The sequence below is a fragment of the Actinoallomurus acanthiterrae genome (genome assembly GCF_054775715.1).
Window position 1 is genome coordinate 11546890 of record NZ_BAAHCO010000001.1, and the last position, 18296, is coordinate 11565185.

Sequence of the window (18296 nt, forward strand, 5' to 3'; positions counted from 1 at the left end):
TCCCGAGCGACCACGGCGGAACGCCGTAGCGGAGATCTTCGATCGGGAGCGAAAGCGATCGGGCGAAGGCGCGGAGTACAGGTGACCGCCCACCACCTCGCCCGGAAGGCGCCCATGACGGAGATCAAGACGTGACCGGCCTGGCCGGTGTCCACGGGGTCGGGCAGCTGAGCGACGCCGACCTCGTACGGGAGTACCGGCGAGATCCCGATCGGTTCACCGCGGTCTACGACCGGTACTTCGGCGACGTCCACCGATACGTCGCGGGGAGGCTCGACACGCAGGTCGCGGACGACATCGCGGCCGAGACGTTCCTCGTGGCGTTCCGCAAGCGCGACCGGTTCGACCCGGCGCGCGGGGCGCTGCGGCCGTGGTTGTTCGGCATCGCGACGAGGCTCGTCGCCCAGCACCGGCGCGTCGAGTCCCGGCACTACGAGACCCTCGCCCGCGCGACCGCGGCCCCCGCCGACCACGGTCACGAGAACGAGGTCGTCACGGCGGTGACCGCAGCCGGTCTCCAGCCACAACTGGCCGGCGCGATCGCCGCGCTCACCCGCAAGGAGCGGGACGTCCTGCTGCTCGTCGCCCTGGCCGACTTCAGCCATGAAGAGGTCGCCCAGGCACTGAAGATCCCGTACGGGACCGTCGGCTCGCGCCTCAACCGGGCCCGGAAGAAGCTTCGCAGCGCACTCGAGAAGGAGCTCCCCCATGGATGAGGACCTGCGGATGGTCCGTTCGCTGCTGGACAAGCCCGCACCCGACGACGCGGTCGTCGCGATGGGGCGTGACCGGCTCCGTACGGCCGCGCGAGCCCCTGGTCGCACGCGTCCCGCCCGCCGGACCATGTGGATGACGGGCGGTCTCGGCCTCACCGCCGCGGCGGCAGCGGCGGCGGTCGCGATCGCCGCGACCGGTACGCCGGGCGACCGGCCGGCCGGGCCCCGGACCGGCGGATCCACGGTGACGCTGAGCGCCCGCTCCATCCTGCTCGCGGCCGCGACCGAGGCGGACGGGCAGGCGGACAAGGTCGGCGGGTACTGGCACACCACGACCGTGAACCGGAACGCCTACCGGGTGGCCGGCGGGTACACCGTCGTCGACCGGTCTCAGCAGGAGCAGTGGACGCCGAGCCGGCCGCGGCAGGAGCAGTGGAGCCGCGATCAGCGGCTCGGCGCCGGGCCGGAGAGCCCCTCGGACGTGGCCGCGTGGAAGCGAGCGGGCTCCCCGAGCACCTTCTCGGCCCCGGCGCCGAAGCCCGCCGGAAGGGCGAAGCTCGAGCCGATGACCCTGTCGACGCAGCCGGGCCGGCCCAGCGTGAACCGTGCCCCGCTCGTCGACGGCGACAAGGTGTTCTGGCTCGGCCGCAACGTCAGCATGAAGGACCTCCGTGCGCTGCCCGCCGACCCGCAGCGGCTCAAGGCCTCCCTGACGCGCTGGTACGCCGGACACGGCACCGAGTCGTCGAGCGAGCCGATGTCCTCGGACCTGTGGCTGTACACCGTCGTCAAGGGCCTGATCACGGACATGCCGGTGACCCCGAAGGTCCGGGGCGCGGCGTTCCGGATGCTCGCGGACCTGAAGACGGTGACGGCGGTCGGTCCGGTCAAGGACGCCCAGGGACGGCCGGGCACCGCGATCGCGATCGTCGAGCACACCAAGTTCGGTGGCGTGCAGCAGCACCGCCTGATCCTCGACACCTCCACCGGCCGGGCCCTCGGCGAGGAGATCGTCGTCGTGCGGCCGAGCGGCACCACGGCGGGCCTGGCCCCCGGTTCGGTGTGGATCTCCTCGACGGTGGCCGCGCAGGACTGGACGGACTCGGCGCCCGGCAGCACCACGGGGGCGCAGCGCGGGCACTGAGCCCACCTCCGATCGCACGGATCGGGCCGCGGGCGTACGGGGCCCGGTCCGTGCGTCTCCGCGTCAGCCCAGTGGGCAGCGCGAGCGCTGAGCCACGGGCGACGTCCGATCGCGCGGACCGGGACCTGACGCCACCGGCGTACGGGCTCCGCGCGTCAGGCCCAGTGGGCGTCGCGGTGCCGGGCCGCCTTGCGGACGTACGTCTCCGGTGTGTGCGCGAGCACCGCCCGGTCGTCGTCGTTCAGCTCCCGGACGATCTTTCCCGGAACCCCGGCGACGAGCACCCCGGAGGGGATCTTCTTGCCCGGGCCGACGAGCGCGCCGGCCGCGACCAGCGTGCCGGCGCCGATCCGCGCGCCGTTCAGCACGATCGCCCCGATGCCGATCAGGGAGCCGGTCTCGATGTGCGCGCCGTGGACCATGGCCTTGTGCCCGAGGCTGACCCGGTCCTCCAGGACGGCGGGCATGCCGGCGTCGCAGTGCAGGCAGCACAGGTCCTGGATGTTGCACTCCTCGCCGACGATGATGTCCTCGTCGTCACCGCGCAGCACCGAGCCGTACCAGACGTTGGCCGCCCGGCCGAGGCGTACGCGTCCGACGACGACGGCGCCCGGGGCCACCCACGCCTCCGGGTGGATGTCGGGCCGATGTTCGCCGAGCGTGCCATGGAAGAAATCCGTCACGGTCGCCAAGTCTAGAAGCGGGCACGCCACGGTCCCCGCGCCGGACACCGCGCCCAATGCGGCGCCGCCCCCGCCCAGTGCCGCGCCGCCCCCGCCCAGTGCCGCGCCGCCCCCGCCCAGTGCCGCGCCGCCCCCGCCCCGATACCGTGCTGTCTCCGGCCGGTCGGCGCGCCATATTTCCCATAAGCGACATTTTGCGATATTTATCCTGGGAAGACTCTCACGCTGTCGCACCGATGGGCCGGTAATTCGTGCGAGTAGCCGCATTCCCCTTGCGCGAAAGACGGGGAACCCTCGAGAGTCGTCAGAGACGTTCCTTCGACCCCCTAGGGCAATGAGCAACGAAGCCGAGATCCTGCCGAACCTCTTCCGCGAGGAAGTCCGCGAAGAGTCGTTCGAGATCGTCATGCGCGGCTACAACCGCCGTCAGGTCGACGAATACATCGCCCGTACCCGCAACCAGATCCGCGAGCTCGAGGCACGGCTGTCGCGCGCCCTCGACGAGGTCGAACGCACCCGCCGGGAAATGTCCGAGGTCCGCGAGGCCCGGCGCCCCACCGGCGACGACCTCAGCGAGCGGCTTCGCCAGATCATCAACCTCGCCGAAGAAGAGGCCCAGTCGAAGCTGGGTGAGGCCGAGCGCAAGGTCGCCCAGATCCAGCAGGAGGCCGAGCGCGAGGCCAAGCGCGTCGTCGACGAGGCCCAGAGCAGGTCTGAGCACGCCATCGCCCAGGCTCAGGAGAACGCCGGCCACATGCTGTCGGCGGCTCAGCAGGAGTCCGAGCGCGTCATGTCCGCGGCCAAGAACGAGGCGGACAGCCTGGTCACCGAGGCCCGCACGGAGGCCGAACGTACGCTCACCACCGCCGAGCGCCGTTCCTCGGTCATCAACGAGGGCGCCACCGAGCGGCTCTCCCAGCTGACGAAGCAGCACACGCAGGCGCTGACCCGGCTCAACGAGATCACCGACACGCTGGTGACGCTCCTGGAGCAGGAGGAGAAGGCCGGCCCGCTGGAGCAGATGGTCGCCAACGCCGTCGCGCCGCAGGGCGAGCAGGACCCGCCCGCCGCCCACCCCGAGCCGCAGCAGTCCCCGGGGGGCCGTCACCACCAGGCCCAGATGCCGCTCCAGGTCCCGGCCCAGCCGCAGCCGCAGCCGCAACAGCCCCAGGAACGCAACGTCCAGGTCTTCCCCGCCACCGGCGACCAGACCGCGGAGTGAATTGATCAGGCCGGTGATGTTGGCCGGTCACCGGCCTGATCATCTACAGTCCTGAGCTGTGAGACGACAACGCGACGGCGTGGGCACCGTCCGCCCGATCCGCTACATGGGCGACCCTGTGCTGCGCACCGAATGCGACCCGGTACGGTCCTTCGACGACGACCTGCGGCGGCTGATCGACGACATGTTCGCGTCGATGTACGCCAACGACGGCGCGGGGCTGGCCGCCAACCAGATCGGCGTCTCCCTGCAGGTCTTCGTGTACGACTGCGACGACGACGCCGGCCGCAACCACGTCGGCCACGTGGTCAACCCGGTGCTGATCGCCACCGACGGCGAGATCGTCGAGGACGACGAAGGCTGCCTGTCGCTGCCCGGCCTCCGTTTCCCGACCCCGCGGCACGGTCACGCCGTCGTCGAAGGCGTCGACATGACCGGCAAGTCGCTGCGAGTCGAGGGCACCGGCTACTTCGCCCGCTGCCTCCAGCACGAGATGGGCCACCTCAAGGGCCGGCTCTACGTCGACACCCTGAAGGGCGACGCGCGCAAGGCGGCCCTCCGCGCCGTCCGCTCCGCCGACTGGAGCTGATCCGGGCCGCCGCGGAGCCGAGGCGGATCGCGTCCGTCTCCGCGTTCGGGAGCCGACCAGAGGAGAGTCCCTCCATGACCCACGACGAGATCCACGGGGTCCGCGCCGAGATCGACGAGCTCGACCGCCGGATCGTCGCGCTGCTGGCCGAACGGGAGAATCTCGTACGCCGGGCCGGCCGCCTCAAGACCGACGACGCCGCCGTACGGGCACCGCAGCGCGTGGAACAGGTCGTCCAGCGGGTACGGGCCACGGCCACCGACCTGGGTGCGACGCCCGACGTGGTCGAGCGCACGTACCGCGCGATGATCGGCGCCTTCATCGACCTGGAGCTGACGACCCTCGCCACGTCGCCGGTCGAGCCCGATCCAGGACAGCGGTAGCCACGAACAGAGCGTGGTCGTCGCCCTGGGCGTCAGACGGCCTTCGTGGCCCCGCCGTCGATGACCAGGTCGGCGCCGTTGAAGCTCCCGGCGTGCGGTGACACCAGGTAGGTCACCAGCGAGGCGACCTCCGCCGGCTCCACCAGCCGCCCCGTCGTCATGCCCAGCTGGGCGGGCAGCCCGGCCACCAGGTCCTCGTGGGACACGCCCAGCATGTCGGCCAATCCCGCGCCGTAGCCGTCCGGCGCCTCCCACATCGCGGTGCGAACCGCGCCCGGCGAGATCGTGTTCACCCGGACGCCCTGCGGCCCGAACTCTTCGGCGAGCGCCTTGCCGAACGCGGTCAGCGCGGCCTTCGCCGTCGTGTACGGGATCGGCCCGGCATGTGGCATGCGGGCGCCGTTCGAGGAGATGTTGACGACGCTGCCCCGCGTGCGAAGCAGGCTCGGCAGGGCGGCGCGTGTCGTACGGACGGCCGCGAAGAAGTTGAGGTCGAACAGGGACAGCCAGTCGCCGTCGTCGAAGCCGAGGAACCCGCGGGCGGCATCCTGGCCGCCGTCGCCCCCGCCGACGTTGTTGACCAGTACGTCGAGACGACCGCCGAGCTCGGTGAGCGCCTGTTCGACCAGGCGCGCGGGCCCGTCGGGCGTCGCCAGGTCCACCGGCAAGGCGATCGCGCCGGTCTCCTTCAGCTCGGGCGTGACGGTCCGCGCGGCCGCGACCACACGGGCCCCTTCCGCGGTCAGGGCGGCGACGGTCGCCAGCCCGATGCCGCGGCTCGCGCCGGTCACCAGGGCGGTTCGGCCGGTGAGTCGGGTGTCCATCTAGACCTCCAGAAGAAGAGCTGCCACATAAGCGACACTGGAAAACTAGTAGATGCAACACTGATGTTGCAAATGAATCTATACCGGCGACGAATGTGTAGCGGTCGCGGCAGTGCGGGCCGTTCTGGAAGCGGCGGCGGGATCCGGGGCTGGAGACGACGACGGCCCCACGGTTCGAGACCGTGGGGCCGGGACGTGCGCTGAGCGAGGGTCAGTGCATCGGCATCGGCGTGTCCGCCGAGGTGCCGGTCGGCTTGCGGCGGGGCAGGAACAGCGCCGGGATGAACGCCAGTGCCAGCAGGCCCACCGCCCACCAGTAGGTGCTCTGGAAGGCGTCCGCCATCGGACCGATGATCTTCTGCATGATCTGCGGCGGAACCTTCTGGGCCGAGGACAGCCCGCCACCCGCCGAGCCGCCGAGCTTGTCGGACAGGGTGTTCGCGAGCAGCACAGACATCAGCGCCGTGCCGATGGAGGCGGACACCTGCTGAATGATGTTCAGCATGGTGCTGGCCTTGGGCACCTCGTCGTGCACGAGCGTCTGGATCGCGGCCGCCATGGTCGGCATCATCGTCATGCCCATGCCCAGCCCCATCACGAACAGCACACTGCCAAGCACCCAGTACGAGGTGTCGGCCTGCAGGACCGCGGTGAAGCCGGCCACAGAGGCGACCACGACGACCAGACCGATCAGGACGACCCGGCCGGGGCCGATCTTGTCGGTGAGCTTGCCGCCCACCGGCATGGTGACCATCGCACCGATCCCCTGCGGGGCGAGCAGCAGGCCGGAGGAGAAGGCGGTCTCGTGCCGCACCACCTGGTAGTAAAGGGGCAGCAGGAGCATGGCACCCATGAACGCGCACATGAACAGCGTCATCGTGCCCGAGGCCGCCGCGACGGACCGCCGCTTCAGCAGCCGCAGATCGATCAGCGGGTTGGCGGCGGTCAGCGCGCGGAGCGTGAACAGGACCACCAGCACCGCTCCGGCGATCGTGGTGACGAGGACGTCGGTCCTGCCGAAGTCGCTGTGCTGCGCACCCGTGGCCAGGCCGTAGATGAGCGAGGCCAGGCCGGGCGACAGCAGGATGAGGCCCAGGACGTCCAGGCGTTCGCCCGGGCGCGGGGTGTCGCGCTCGAGGATCCTCGCGGCGAGGAACAGCGCGAGGACGCCGATCGGCAGGTTGATGAAGAAGATCCATCGCCAGGAGACGTCGTCGACCAGCCAGCCGCCCAGAATCGGTCCGCCGATCGGCCCGAGCAGCATCGGGATCCCGACGACGCTCATCACCTGGCCGACCCGCGACGGCCCGGCCTTCTGGGTGAGAATCGTCATGCCGGCCGGCATGATCATGCCGCCGCCGAGGCCCTGTAGGACACGGAAGGCGATCAGCGACTCGGCCGACCACGCCATGCCGGCCAACGCCGATCCGGCCACGAAGAGCGCAATGGAGATCATGTACAGCCGCTTCGTGCCGAACCTCGCCGACGCCCACCCCGTGAGCGGGATGACGGTGGCCAGGGCGAGCGTGTAGCCGGTGGCCACCCACTGGATGGTGGAGAGCGGGGACTTGAACGCCCCGGCAAGGTGGTTGATCGCGACGTTGACGACGGTCACGTCGAGGATCGACATGATGGCGCCGAGGACGACGACCATGGCGACCGCGAGCACGCCTCGATCGAGCCCGGCCGGCGGTGCGGGTGCCAGCGGTGGATCTTCCGCGAGCTCAGGTGATGGCAGAGTGCTCACTTCGGTCTTCCAATCATCAATCGCCCACATGGGCAGTTAGCCGGGGTTTTTTGGGTTGGCCGGACCATGATGCCGGGTGGCACCGACAATCTGGCAATCGGAGTGAATCCGCAGGTAGGACCGCCGGTATCGGTCCGGGTACGGAGCGGGACGTTCAGGCGTCGAAGCGGCCGGAGCGACCCCGCTTCACGTCGCCGCGGCGGCGCTTGTTCTCCAGGCGGCGCTCGTGGACGCGGCGGCTGGGCTTGGTGGGACGGCGCGGCTTCGGCGGCGGCGCGGTCGCCTCGGCGAGCAGGGCGGACAGCCGCGCCTTGGCCGCCTCACGGTTGCGCAGCTGTGACCGGTGCTCCTCGGCGCGGATCGTGATGACGCCGCCGACGAGGCGCCCGGCGAGGCGCTGCAACGCGCGTTCCTTGTACGGCTTCGGGAGTGCGGCGGACCCGGCCACGTCGAAGGACAGCTCGGCGGCGGTGTCGCTGGTGTTGACATGCTGTCCGCCCGGCCCCGACGAACGGGAGAAACGCCAGCGCAGCTCGGCGTCAGGGATGACGACCGAGCCGCGAACACGCACGGGATCGGACATACTGCCGATTATCCCTGGTGAGCATGGTGCATGTCGCCTAATTTAAGGGACTCCTGAATCGCCGCCGTCCCGCCCCGTCCAGGACGGCTCTCCCGGCTTGACCGGCCCGCCCTCCGGATGGCCGTATCCAGGCTTGCGCACACGTTCTCCGGTCGGCACCCGGTGCGTCGCGCCGCTTGAAGCGGTGCCGGGGTGGTGGTGGGTGCACCCGTCAAGGTGACGGCAGTGCGTCCGCGAAGCGGGACCGAGGCCCACTGACTCCACGGGCGTCCTGCCGCAGAGTCGTGAACGTCGATCGCGAACTGTGGAGGTGGCGTTCATGCCGGAACAACGAGACCCCGCGAGACCGAGGGCGCGCAGGGTCGCCGTGGCGGGTGCGGCCGGGCTCGGCCTCGTCGCGCTCTCCGCGACGGCAGTGCCGGCGATGGCCGCCGGGAACGATGACGCCGCGGTGGTGCGGACCGCGGAGGGACCCGTACGGGGCGTCGTCGCCGCCGACCACCGAACGTTCGCGGGCATCCCGTACGCCGCGCCGCCGGTGGGGCCCCTGCGCTGGACCTCGCCACGGCCCGTCGCCCCGTGGACGCGGACGCGGGAGGCGACGAGACCCGGCAGCGCCTGCGCGCAGACGGCGGGCTTCCTCGGCGACGCGCCGAGCGAGGCGGAGGACTGCCTGTACCTCAACGTCACCACGCCCCGGCGCACCACCGGACGGCGGCTGCCGGTGATGGTCTGGATCCACGGCGGCGGCTTCTACTCCGGCTCCGGCGACCTGTACGGGGCCGAGCGCCTGGCGACCAAGGGAGACGCGGTCGTCGTCACCCTGAACTACCGGCTCGGCGTCTTCGGGTTCCTCGCCCACCCGTCGCTGGACCGGGGCGGGCGGCTGTCGGGCGACTTCGGTCTGGAGGACCAGCAGGCGGCTCTCCGCTGGGTCCGGCGGAACGCCGCGGCGTTCGGCGGGGACCCGGGCGAGGTGACGCTGTTCGGCGAGTCGGCCGGGGGCATGAGCGTCTGCTCGCATCTGGCCGCCCCTGCCTCGGCCGGGCTGTTCCAGCGTGCCATCGCGCAGAGCGGCCCCTGCGCCCTCACGACCCAGTGGCCGTACAAGGATGGAAACTGGGTCGTACGGCCGCGGGCGGACGCCGAACGGCAGGGCACGTCGGTCGCGGCGAAGCTCGGCTGTGCCGACGCGACGGACGTCGCGGCCTGCCTGCGCGGCAAGCCGGTCTCGGCTCTGCTGGACGCCTCGGACGGCGGCCAGGGGTTCGGGCCGGTGTCCGGCGGCGGCGTGCTGCCGACCGACCCGGCGACGGCCCTGAAGACGGGACGGTTCGCGAAGGTGCCCGTCATCCACGGCACCACGCGCGACGAGCACCGGACGTTCGTCGCCGCGCTCGAGTACTTCACCGGTCACGCGACCACCGAGGCGGACTACCGCGGCGAGATCGAGGGCTTCTTCGGCAAGGAGAAGGCGGCGAAGGTCCTGGCCGCCTACCCGGTCACGAAGTACGGCTCGGCGAGCACCGCGCTGGCCACCGTCTGGACCGACTACAGCTGGGCGTGCACGGCGCGCCAGGCCGACCGGGCGCTGAGCACGCGGGTGCCGACCTACGCGTACGAGTTCGCCGACGAGCACGCGCCGTGGGCCACCGACACCCCCGCGCCGGGGTTCCCGACGGGCGCGTTCCACGCCTCGGAGGTGCAGTACCTGTTCGACGACGCGCAGTTCCGCGGACCGCTCACGGCGGAGCAGGGCCGGCTGTCCGACCAGATGATCGGGTACTGGACGCGGTTCGCCCGCACCGGCGACCCGAACGGCGGCGGGGCACCGGCGTGGGCGCGCTCGGCCGCGGGCGCGGAGCGGGTCCTGTCGCTCGCCCCCGGCTCCGGCGGCATCCACCCGGTCGACCTCGGCCGTGAGCACCGCTGCGGCTTCTGGGCGTCCATCGACCAGTGAGACCGGGACCGGCGCGCATCCGGTAAGGCCGGGACCTGCGCGCGACGAGAAACCGGCGCCGCCGTCCGCTGCCCGCGGGCGGCGGTACCGCATGTGCAGATGGGTGACCGTCTCAGGCTGCGTGCTGATACGCCGGGTAGGTCAGGTAGCCCGCGTCGCCGCCCTGGTAGTACGTGGCCTCGTCGACGGGGGCGAGCGGGAGGCCGGTGCGCAGTCGTTCGACCAGGTCGGGGTTGGAGATGAAGGCGCGACCGAAGCTGATGAGGTCGGCTCCCAGCCCGAGCCAGTGGTCGGCGTCGTCCCGTCCGGTCTGCTTCGGTCCCATCGGGAGCACCGGGTTCATGACGAGGGTGCCCGGCCACGCGCGGCGCAGGCCGACCAGCACCTCTTCGTCGGCGGTGGCCTCGAGGTGGACGTAGGCCAGGTCGAGGCGGGCGAGCTCGGTCAGCAGGGCGGTGTAGAGCTCGGGGACATCGCTCTCCTCGACGCCCCAGAACGTCCCGCCCGGGGAGAGGCGGATGCCGGTCCTGGCCGCGCCGACGGCCTCGACGGTCGCGGACACCGCTTCGACGGCGAACCGGATCCGGTTGCCCACCGAGCCCCCGTAGCCGTCCGTGCGCAGGTTGGCGTTCGATGAGAGGAACTGCGAGATCAGGTAGCCGTTGGCGCCGTGCAGCTCCACGCCGTCGAAGCCGGCGTCGACGGCGCGGCGGGCGGCCTGGGCGTACGACCGGGCGTGCTCCGGGATTTCGGCGGTGTCCAGGGCGCGAGGCGTCGGTGCGGGCCGGGGCCCGGTCGGGGTGAACACGTGGCCGACGGCGGGGACCGCCGAGGGGCCGACCGGCTGTACGCCGATGGTGTCGGGATGCGAGACCCGTCCGCCGTGCATGAGCTGGGCGAAGATCCGCCCGCCGTTGGCGCGCACGGCGGCGGTCACGGGGCGCCATGCGGCGACCTGCTCATCGGTGTGCAGCCCCGGCGTGCCCGGGTTGGACTGTCCGATCGCGCTCGGCTGCACGCCCTCGGACACGATCAGGCCGGCCGTCGCTCGCTGGGCGTAGTACGTCGCCATCGACGGCGTCGCCAGACCGCCGGCGGCGGCCCGTACCCGTGTCATCGGGGCCATCACCACCCGGTTCGGCAGCGTCAGGTCGCCGAGCCGATGGCTGCTGAAAAGGGTCGTCACGTCGGGGCTCCTTCGTGGTCCACGGCACCCGGATCTCGGGTACGGCGGTTACGCTAGAACCTGACATTGACGTCAGAGGCAAGCTTTGTGTCGCGGTTCACAACGGGAGGCGACGTGCGCATCGGGGAGCTCGCGGCACGGGCCGGAGTCAGCGTCCGGTCCCTGCGCTACTACGAAGAGCAGGGGCTGCTCGCCAGCACCCGCAGCGCCAGCGGACAGCGGCACTACACCGAGTACGACATCGAGCGGGTCACGTTCATCCAGCGCTTGTACGCCGCGGGTCTGTCCAGCCGCACGATCACCGAACTGCTGCCATGCGTCGACTCACCCAGCGAGGAGAACTCCGACGCCGCGCTGGAGCGGATGGCGCAGGAACGGGACCGGCTGTCCGACCACATCACGGAGCTCATCCGGACCCGAGACGCGCTGGACGGGCTGATGGTCACGGCCCGAGCGCATCGCGAGCAGTTGCGGGCGGCGATGGCCCGCTGATCGGGCGCCGCCGCCAGGCGATTCCCCGGCCCATCCGCACGCGTTCGCCAGGCGATCCCCGGACCGTCCGCACGCGTTCGCCAGGCGATCCTCGGTCCGTTCGTGCCCGGCTCGTCGGTGACGGCCGAGTAGGCCCGTACGCATGACGTGGCGGGCCGTGCCGCGCCGCACGGCCCGCCACGTGAGCGGGGAGCTCAGAGGATCAGCCGGTGAAGGCCTTGGCGAAGTCGCCCTCGTTCTGGGCGATGCTGCTGCAGGTCGCGCTCGCCCACTGCTGAGGACCGCCGGGGCAGGGCTTGTCCCGGGTGGCGGACCACATGGAGAGCCACGCGAGGTTCTTCTGCTTGGCGAAGGCCGCTAGCTTCTTGGCGTCGGCGACCGTGAACACCTCGGTGTTCGTGTCGTTCACACCGATCATCGGGGTGACGGCGATCTTGCTCCACGCGTTGCTCACGCCGAGCGCGCCGCGTACCTGGGCCTCGGTGGACGTCGCCGCCTGGATGGCGTAGTCGCCCATCTTGCCGCTGGGGTTCGGGGCCTGGCCGTCCCCGTAGTCCATGGCCATGATGTTGACGGCCGAGACCGAGTCGCCGTTCTGCTTGGCGCTCTTCAGCAGGTTCACGCCGTCCTGGGTGAGCCCGGACGGCAGGACCGGCAGCGTGAACGACACGTCCAGGCCCGACACCTGCTTCTGCAGGGACGCGATCGCCTGGGCGCGCCGGGTGTTGGCCGCCTGGTCGGCGATGGCGGCGCCCTCGACGTCGAAGTCGACCTTCTTCAGCTTGAACGTGTCGATGACCTGCTTGTACGCGGAGGCGAGCTGGCCGGAGTCACCGCAGGCCTGGGCGAGTTCGGTGCCGTTGGCGCCGCCGAACGAGACACGGACGTCGCCGCCGGCCGCGCGCAGCGCGTCGATCTTCTTGGCGACCTCGTTGTCGCCGAGCGCCTGGGAGCCGCCCCACTTCGGGGTGCACCCGCCGCCCGCCACGATGAACGCTAGGTTGAACGTCTTCACGCCGTTCTTCGCCGCGCCGGTCAGGTCGTACGGCGGGTAGAGGCCCACGTCCACGTACGGCGCGAATCCCCCGCCGCCGGACGAGGACGGCGGGGTGCTCGTCGGCGGTTCCGTCGTGGGCGGCGTCTTGGTCGGCGTGGGCGAGGGTGCGGGGGCGCCGTCGCCCGAGCAGGAGCCGCCGTTCACCTTGCAGGCGGTCGGGGACGCGGATTTGCCGTCCACGGTGAATCCGACCTGCCGGGCCTGGCCCGGTCCGATGTCGCCGTTCCAGCTCTCGTTCTTGACCGTGACGTGGCTGCCGTCCTGGTGGGAGACGCCGTTCCACAGGCTGGTCATCTTGGCGCCGGCCGGGAGGTCGAAGGACAGGTCCCAGCCGTGCACGGTGTCGGTGCCGGTGTTGGTCAGCGTGTACTGGCCGGTGTAGCCGGAGTCCCACGATGAGACGGAGCGGAACGCGGCCTTGACCGACGCGGTGTCGGCCGATCCGGTGGCCGCGGTGAGGCCACCGGTGCTCGTACCGCCGGTCGCGAGGGCGACGCCGCCGACGCCCAGGACGGCCGCGAGGCCGAGGACGATCGGCAGCTTCGTCCGCCGCCGTCGCGTGGGGTGTGGACTCATGAGGGGGTGCCTCCAGGGAAGCGGGGGTCTACGGTCGTGCGCCTGCAGGGCGGTGCCAACGTACGGCCGTGGAACCCCTCTGCGGCCGCCGTTAAGGCGCCCTTAAGGGGCGGCTGAAAAGCGCCTAAGACTGCCGCCTCCGGCGTGGCCGTTCCGGCTCCCCGCCGGCTCCCGCCGGCTCCCCGCCGGGTCCTTCCGTGGGGCTTCAGGGGCGGAAACGGTCGGTGGCGTCGATCAGCAGGTGACGGATCCCGGGCTCCGCGCTGCCGTGGCCCGCGTCCTCGACGACGTGGAACTCGGCCTCGGGCCAGGCCCGGTGCAGTTCCCATGCCTGGTCGGGAGGGGTCTTGATGTCGTAGCGACCATTGACGATCACGGCGGGAATGTGCCGGATGCGATCGATGCCCGCCAGCAGACCGCCTTCGGGGAGGAAGCCGCCGTTGCCGATGTAGTGGTGCAGGATGCGGGCGGCGGCGAGGACGGCGGCGTCGTCGAGCGCCGGCGGCTCGACGGGGAGCAGGGTGTTGGCCGAGAGTTCCCAGGCCATCCAGGCGCGGGCCGCGGGAAGGTGCACCGCGGGGTCCGGGTCGCCGACGCGGCGGCCGTACGCGGCGACCAGATCGTCCCGCTCGGCGACGGGGATCGCGTCCCGGAACGCCTCCCACTCGGCGGGAAAGAGCTTGGCGGCGCCGGTCGGCGTGAACGCCCAGGCCTCGTCGGACGGGCGGACGAGGTAGATGCCCCGCAGCACGAGTTCGGTGACGCGATCGGGGTGCGCCTGGGCGTACGCGAGGGCGAGGGTGCTGCCCCAGCTTCCCCCGAAGACCAGCCAGCGGCCGATGGACAGATGCTCGCGGAGCCGTTCCATGTCGGAGATCAGGTGCGGGGTCGTGTTGTGCTCCAGAGAGACCCGCGGGTCCCCCGCGTTCGGCCGGCTGGCACCGCAGTTGCGCTGGTCGAAGAGCACGATCCGGTACGCCGCCGGGTCGAAGAACCGGCGGAACCAGGGCAGGAGTCCGCCGCCGGGACCGCCGTGCAGGAAGACCGCGGGCTTCCCGGCCGGGTTCCCGCAGACCTCCCAGTGGATCCGGTCGCCGTCCCCGACCTCGAGCAGGCCCGAGTCGTACGGATCGATCGCCGGGTAGAGCTCTTTCAGCGCCATACGTGATCAACGATCAGCGCTCCGCCGGGTTCCCGCGCCCGCCCTGGAGCTTGAGTTTTAACCTCCACCCGGCTACCAGGAGGCGCGGGGTGGCGTGAACGGCTACGAGCAGGTCCGGCTGTGGTGGACCAGGCGCGGGCCGGCTTGGTGATGACCGCCGCCGTCGAGGCCCCGCGCCGGGGGCCCGACAGCGAGTGACGTTAGGCGGACCGGCTGGTGTCGTCGAAGTCGGTGGAGGCCGACAGCTCGGCCCATGCCAGCATCTCGCGCTCGAAGGCGTCGCGTCCGGCCTGGACGAGCCGAAGCGCGTCGGTGCCGAGCAGCAGGCGCGTCGGCGGCTGGTCGGCCGCCACGATTCGCAGCACCGCGGCCGCGGCCTTGTCCGGGTCGCCCGGCTGGCGCCCGCTGCCGTGGACGCGCCGGGCGCGCAGTGGCTCGAACAGCTCGTCGTAGTCGGCGATCACACGGGGTGCGCGGATCATCGAGCGGCCGGCCCAGTCGGTCCGGAAACTGCCCGGCTCGACGGCGGTGACATGGATGCCGAAATCGGCGACCTCCTTGCCGAGCGTTTCGAGGATGCCCTCCACCGCGAACTTGCTGCCGTGGTAGAAGCTGAGGCCCGGCATGGTGATCAGCCCGCCCATCGAGGTGACGGCGATGATGTGGCCCGAACGGCGCTCCCGCATGTGCGGGAGCACGGCCTTGATCACCGCCACGGTTCCGTAGACGTTCACCTCGAACTGACGGCGAAGGTCATCCATCGACGACTCCTCGAAGAGGCCATCATGGCCGTACCCGGCGTTGGCGACGAGTACGTCGACCGGGCCGAGGTCACGCTCGGTCTCGTCCACGACCGTGTCCACCGCGTCATGGTCGGTCACGTCCAGGATGCGGGCGTGCGCGTCGCCGGCGAGCGCTTCAAAGGCCCGTGCGTCGGCGGGCGTGCGCACCGTGCCCACCACCCGGTGGCCCGCGGCCAACGCCGCGCGCGCGAGTGCGCGGCCCAGGCCGGTGCTGACGCCGGTGATCAGGAATGTCTTGGTGTCCGACACAGGAGTTCCCTTCGTGCGATGCGAACAGAGGCCGACCGAGGCGGTCAGGCCCCGGTCGGTCTCGACACGTTCCACTTCAGCACCGGAATCGGCTGCTGATCGGCTTGCGGGGGGTCCGCTTCGCCCCGGGAACGGCCGGACCGGGGGACCGCCAGTCCCCCTTTCGCGGGCCGTCGGGGCGACCTTGGGTCCTATCGTGAACGGCATGGACCGCAACACAGCTCTCGGTGAGTTCCTCCGCTCTCGGCGGGCACGGATCACCCCGCGCCAGGCGGGCCTGTCCGACGACGGTGGCTCTCGGCGAGTGCCAGGACTGCGCCGCGAAGAGATCGCGCAACTGGCGGGCGTCAGCGTCGACTACTACGTACGCCTGGAACGCGGACGCCGGCTGAACGTCTCCGAGACCGTGCTGGACGCCATCTCCCGCGCGCTACGCCTCGATCCCGTCGAACGCACCCATCTGTTCCAGCTCGCCAAGCCCGCCGCGGACAGGCCCCGCCGCACGGCGACGCGTCCGCAGCCGGTCCGCCCGGGGCTGCGCGACCTGCTCCGGATCCTCGAGCACACCCCCGCCCTTGTGCTGGGACGGCGGCTGGACGTACTCGCGTCCAACCAGATGGCACGCGCGCTGCTCACCGACTTCGACGCGCTGCCGCACCGCGAGCGGAACCTGGTGCGGTTCATGTTCTGCGACGAGACCGCCCGCTCGCTGTACACCCACTGGGACACCCACGCCCAGGACATCGTCGCCTCGCTCCGGCTCTACGCCGGACGCCATCCCCACGATCCACTGCTGGCCGAACTCGTCGGCGAACTCTCGATCACGGATGAGGACTTCCGCCGCTGGTGGGCCGGCCAGGACGTGCATCGGCACACGCATGGCAGCAAACACTTCCACCACCCGATCGTCGGCCCGCTCACCCTCAACTACGAGTCCCTCACCCTGCCCGCCGACCCGGACCAGCGGCTGAGTGTCTACACCGCCGAGGCAGGCTCCAGCTCCGAACAGGCGCTTCGGCTACTGGCCGCGTGGATACGGCAGCCCGAGACCTCGCACGGGCAGCACGCAGATCATTAGACGCCCGCCGGTCCGCGAGGAGCGGTCGGCCATAGTGGCTGCGTCCCATGAGCCGGGATGGGCGTTATGGAACACGGTAGAACTCAAGCTAGAGGCGGGTCGCGGCCTGGACCAGTCCGGCGAGGGCCCGGGAGCGGCTGTGCGGCGGCCACGCGATCACCGTCGTCACCGCAGGCGCGTCCAGCACCGGCACGGCGGCGACGTCGTGGCGCAGATGGACCCGGCAGTTCTCCGGCATGACCGCCGAAGCCCGGCCGAGGGCGATCAGCTGGACCAGTTGCGCATGGTCCCGGACCTGCGGGCCGGGGCCGTCCGGGTACGTGCCGTCGGGGCCGGGCCAGCGCGGCATCGGCAGGCCGGGCAGCGCGGTGACGTCCGCCATCCGCACGTGCGCGCGGCCGGTGAGGGGGTGCGCGGCCGGCAGGATCACGACCTGCCCCTCCGTGCACAGTTCCTCGGTGTCGAACCCGACCGTCGAGTCGAACGGCCGGTGCAGCAGCGCCACGTCGGCCCGCCCGTCGCGCAGCAGCCGCTCTTGCTCGCCGGGCCCGCACAGGAACACGTCGACGGCGACCGCGCCGGGTTCGGCGGCGTACGTGTCGAGCAGCTTCGACAGCAGTTCGGTGGACGCCCCGGCCTTCGTGACGAGGACGAGGCCGGGCTGACCGGTCGCGGCGAGGGCGGCGCGGCGGGTACGGCGATCGGCGGCGTCGACCGCGTCAAGGGCCGCCCGGCCCTCGCGCAGCAGCACCGACCCGGCCTCGGTCAGCGTGACGGCGCGGCTGTTGCGTTCCAGCAGCGCCACGCCGAGCCGCCGTTCGAGCTGCTGGATCGCCCGCGACAGCGGCGGCTGCGCGATCCCGAGTCGCTCCGCGGCCCGTCCGAAGTGCAGCTCCTCGGCGACGGCGACGAAGTACCGCAACTCCCGCGTCTCCATGCCGCCACGGTACCCGGCGGAACGGCCCGCTCCGCGCCGCCGAAAGCCGACGGCAGAGCGGGGTACGGGTGCCGGGAGAGCCAGTTGGCCTGGGTCGATACCTGTGAGGTATCGCCGGTTACCCAAGCGGTGTTGAAGCCCCAGCCGGGCCGCGGACAGGATCATATACATGAGCGAACAGACGATCGCGCTGGTCACCGGCGCGAACAAGGGAATCGGATACGAGATCGCGGCCGGCCTGGGCGCCCTCGGCTGGAGCGTCGGCGTCGGCGCCCGGGACGAGGAGCGACGGGAGGCCGCCGTGGAGAAGCTTCGCGCGGCCGGCGTCGACGCCTTCGGCGTACCGCTCGACGTGACCGACGACGCGAGCGTGGCCGCCGCCGCCAGGCTGGTCGAGGAACGCGCCGGCTCGACGTGCTCGTCAACAACGCCGGCGTGACCGGCGGCATGCCGCAGGAGCCCACCAGGGTCGACCCCGCGACCATGCGGACGGTCGTGGAGACCAACGTGATCGGCGTCATCCGCGTCACCAACGCGATGCTGCCGCTGCTGCGCCGCTCGGCTTCGCCGCGGATCGTGAACATGTCCAGCAGCGTCGGCTCCCTCACCCGGCAGTCCGATACCGACGACCCCCTCGCGACGGGCCCGATCTCGGCCGCGTACTCGCCGTCGAAGACGTTCCTCAACGCCGTCACCGTCCAGTACGCCAAGGAACTGCGCGACACGAATATCCTGATCAACGCCGCCTGCCCCGGCTACTGCGCGACCGACCTCAACGGCCACCGCGGCGTCCGTACTCCCGAACAGGGCGCGGCGATCGCGATCCGGCTCGCGAGCCTGCCCGACGACGGCCCGACTGGCGGGTTCTTCGAGGACGCCGGGGTAGTGCCCTGGTAACGGACCGG

The 18296-nt window shown here is 71.4% G+C and carries 17 protein-coding genes and 1 pseudogene; 9 read left to right on the forward strand and 9 right to left on the reverse strand.

Annotated features, from left to right (window positions below; all coding sequences use genetic code 11):
- Positions 1-131: 131 nt before the first annotated feature.
- Together ACYVF7_RS54560 and ACYVF7_RS54565 are read left to right on the forward strand one after the other, a co-directional pair.
- Positions 132-716, forward strand: coding sequence for an RNA polymerase sigma factor (locus tag ACYVF7_RS54560; protein ID WP_460355687.1), 585 nt, complete (start codon positions 132-134; stop codon positions 714-716).
- The gene (locus ACYVF7_RS54565) at positions 709-1860 is read left to right on the forward strand and encodes a CU044_5270 family protein (RefSeq protein ID WP_460355689.1); all 1152 of its coding nucleotides are present in this window, start codon (positions 709-711) and stop codon (positions 1858-1860) included. Before ACYVF7_RS54560 ends, ACYVF7_RS54565 begins: the two co-directional genes overlap by 8 nt.
- A 155-nt stretch (positions 1861-2015) precedes the next feature.
- Here the strand turns inward: ACYVF7_RS54565 and ACYVF7_RS54570 are convergent, their stop codons facing one another.
- Positions 2016-2543, reverse strand: a complete 528-nt coding sequence (locus ACYVF7_RS54570) for a gamma carbonic anhydrase family protein (protein WP_460355690.1) — start codon at positions 2541-2543, stop codon at positions 2016-2018.
- Between the two features lie 334 nt (positions 2544-2877).
- Here ACYVF7_RS54570 and ACYVF7_RS54575 point away from each other — a divergent pair, with 334 nt between their 5' ends.
- The 3 genes from ACYVF7_RS54575 to ACYVF7_RS54585 all read left to right on the forward strand — a co-directional run bounded on the left by ACYVF7_RS54575 (position 2878) and on the right by ACYVF7_RS54585 (position 4737).
- Complete coding sequence (locus ACYVF7_RS54575) at positions 2878-3765, forward strand: DivIVA domain-containing protein (protein WP_460355692.1); 888 nt, start codon at positions 2878-2880, stop codon at positions 3763-3765.
- A gap of 58 nt (positions 3766-3823) precedes the next feature.
- Entirely contained in the window at positions 3824-4354 is a 531-nt protein-coding gene (def, locus tag ACYVF7_RS54580) for a peptide deformylase (protein ID WP_460355695.1), read from the forward strand.
- Positions 4355-4428: 74 nt separating this feature from the next.
- The gene (locus ACYVF7_RS54585) at positions 4429-4737 is read left to right on the forward strand and encodes a chorismate mutase (RefSeq protein WP_460355697.1); all 309 of its coding nucleotides are present in this window, start codon (positions 4429-4431) and stop codon (positions 4735-4737) included.
- A gap of 32 nt (positions 4738-4769) precedes the next feature.
- On the opposite strand, the gene ACYVF7_RS54590 is transcribed toward ACYVF7_RS54585, so the two are convergent.
- The 3 genes from ACYVF7_RS54590 to arfB form a co-directional block, all read right to left on the reverse strand.
- Positions 4770-5561 carry an SDR family NAD(P)-dependent oxidoreductase gene (locus ACYVF7_RS54590; protein ID WP_460355698.1) on the reverse strand — a complete coding sequence of 264 codons (792 nt, stop codon included), beginning with the start codon at positions 5559-5561 and terminating at the stop codon, positions 4770-4772.
- Positions 5562-5772: 211 nt separating this feature from the next.
- The gene (locus ACYVF7_RS54595) at positions 5773-7308 is read right to left on the reverse strand and encodes a DHA2 family efflux MFS transporter permease subunit (protein WP_460355700.1); all 1536 of its coding nucleotides are present in this window, start codon (positions 7306-7308) and stop codon (positions 5773-5775) included.
- A 154-nt stretch (positions 7309-7462) separates the two neighbouring features.
- Positions 7463-7891 carry an alternative ribosome rescue aminoacyl-tRNA hydrolase ArfB gene (gene arfB / locus ACYVF7_RS54600; protein ID WP_433180050.1) on the reverse strand — a complete coding sequence of 143 codons (429 nt, stop codon included), beginning with the start codon at positions 7889-7891 and terminating at the stop codon, positions 7463-7465.
- A gap of 319 nt (positions 7892-8210) precedes the next feature.
- On the opposite strand from arfB, the gene ACYVF7_RS54605 reads away from it, so the two are divergent.
- The gene (locus ACYVF7_RS54605; RefSeq protein WP_460355702.1) at positions 8211-9851 is read left to right on the forward strand and encodes a carboxylesterase/lipase family protein; all 1641 of its coding nucleotides are present in this window, start codon (positions 8211-8213) and stop codon (positions 9849-9851) included.
- A 112-nt stretch (positions 9852-9963) separates the two neighbouring features.
- Here the strand turns inward: ACYVF7_RS54605 and ACYVF7_RS54610 are convergent, their stop codons facing one another.
- On the reverse strand, positions 9964-11037 hold the full coding sequence (locus ACYVF7_RS54610; protein WP_460355704.1) for an alkene reductase: 1074 nt from the start codon (positions 11035-11037) through the stop codon (positions 9964-9966).
- A gap of 114 nt (positions 11038-11151) precedes the next feature.
- Between ACYVF7_RS54610 and ACYVF7_RS54615 the strand changes: the two genes are divergently transcribed.
- Positions 11152-11529 carry a MerR family transcriptional regulator gene (locus ACYVF7_RS54615; protein WP_460355705.1) on the forward strand — a complete coding sequence of 126 codons (378 nt, stop codon included), beginning with the start codon at positions 11152-11154 and terminating at the stop codon, positions 11527-11529.
- Between the two features lie 202 nt (positions 11530-11731).
- Here ACYVF7_RS54615 and ACYVF7_RS54620 read toward each other — a convergent pair whose 3' ends face one another.
- The 3 genes from ACYVF7_RS54620 to ACYVF7_RS54630 form a co-directional block, all read right to left on the reverse strand.
- The gene (locus ACYVF7_RS54620; protein WP_460355708.1) at positions 11732-13162 is read right to left on the reverse strand and encodes a glycoside hydrolase family 18 protein; all 1431 of its coding nucleotides are present in this window, start codon (positions 13160-13162) and stop codon (positions 11732-11734) included.
- A 205-nt stretch (positions 13163-13367) separates the two neighbouring features.
- Positions 13368-14318 carry a prolyl aminopeptidase gene (pip, locus tag ACYVF7_RS54625; RefSeq protein ID WP_460358588.1) on the reverse strand — a complete coding sequence of 317 codons (951 nt, stop codon included), beginning with the start codon at positions 14316-14318 and terminating at the stop codon, positions 13368-13370.
- Positions 14319-14524: 206 nt separating this feature from the next.
- Positions 14525-15376 carry an oxidoreductase gene (locus ACYVF7_RS54630; protein WP_460355711.1) on the reverse strand — a complete coding sequence of 284 codons (852 nt, stop codon included), beginning with the start codon at positions 15374-15376 and terminating at the stop codon, positions 14525-14527.
- 205 nt (positions 15377-15581) lie between these two features.
- Between ACYVF7_RS54630 and ACYVF7_RS54635 the strand changes: the two genes are divergently transcribed.
- On the forward strand, positions 15582-16454 hold the full coding sequence (locus ACYVF7_RS54635) for a helix-turn-helix transcriptional regulator (RefSeq protein WP_460355713.1): 873 nt from the start codon (positions 15582-15584) through the stop codon (positions 16452-16454).
- Between the two features lie 88 nt (positions 16455-16542).
- Here the strand turns inward: ACYVF7_RS54635 and ACYVF7_RS54640 are convergent, their stop codons facing one another.
- Positions 16543-17391, reverse strand: a complete 849-nt coding sequence (locus tag ACYVF7_RS54640) for a LysR family transcriptional regulator (protein WP_460355716.1) — start codon at positions 17389-17391, stop codon at positions 16543-16545.
- Positions 17392-17560: 169 nt separating this feature from the next.
- Here ACYVF7_RS54640 and ACYVF7_RS54645 point away from each other — a divergent pair.
- A pseudogene (locus ACYVF7_RS54645) lies at positions 17561-18288 on the forward strand (SDR family oxidoreductase).
- Positions 18289-18296: the final 8 nt, after the last annotated feature.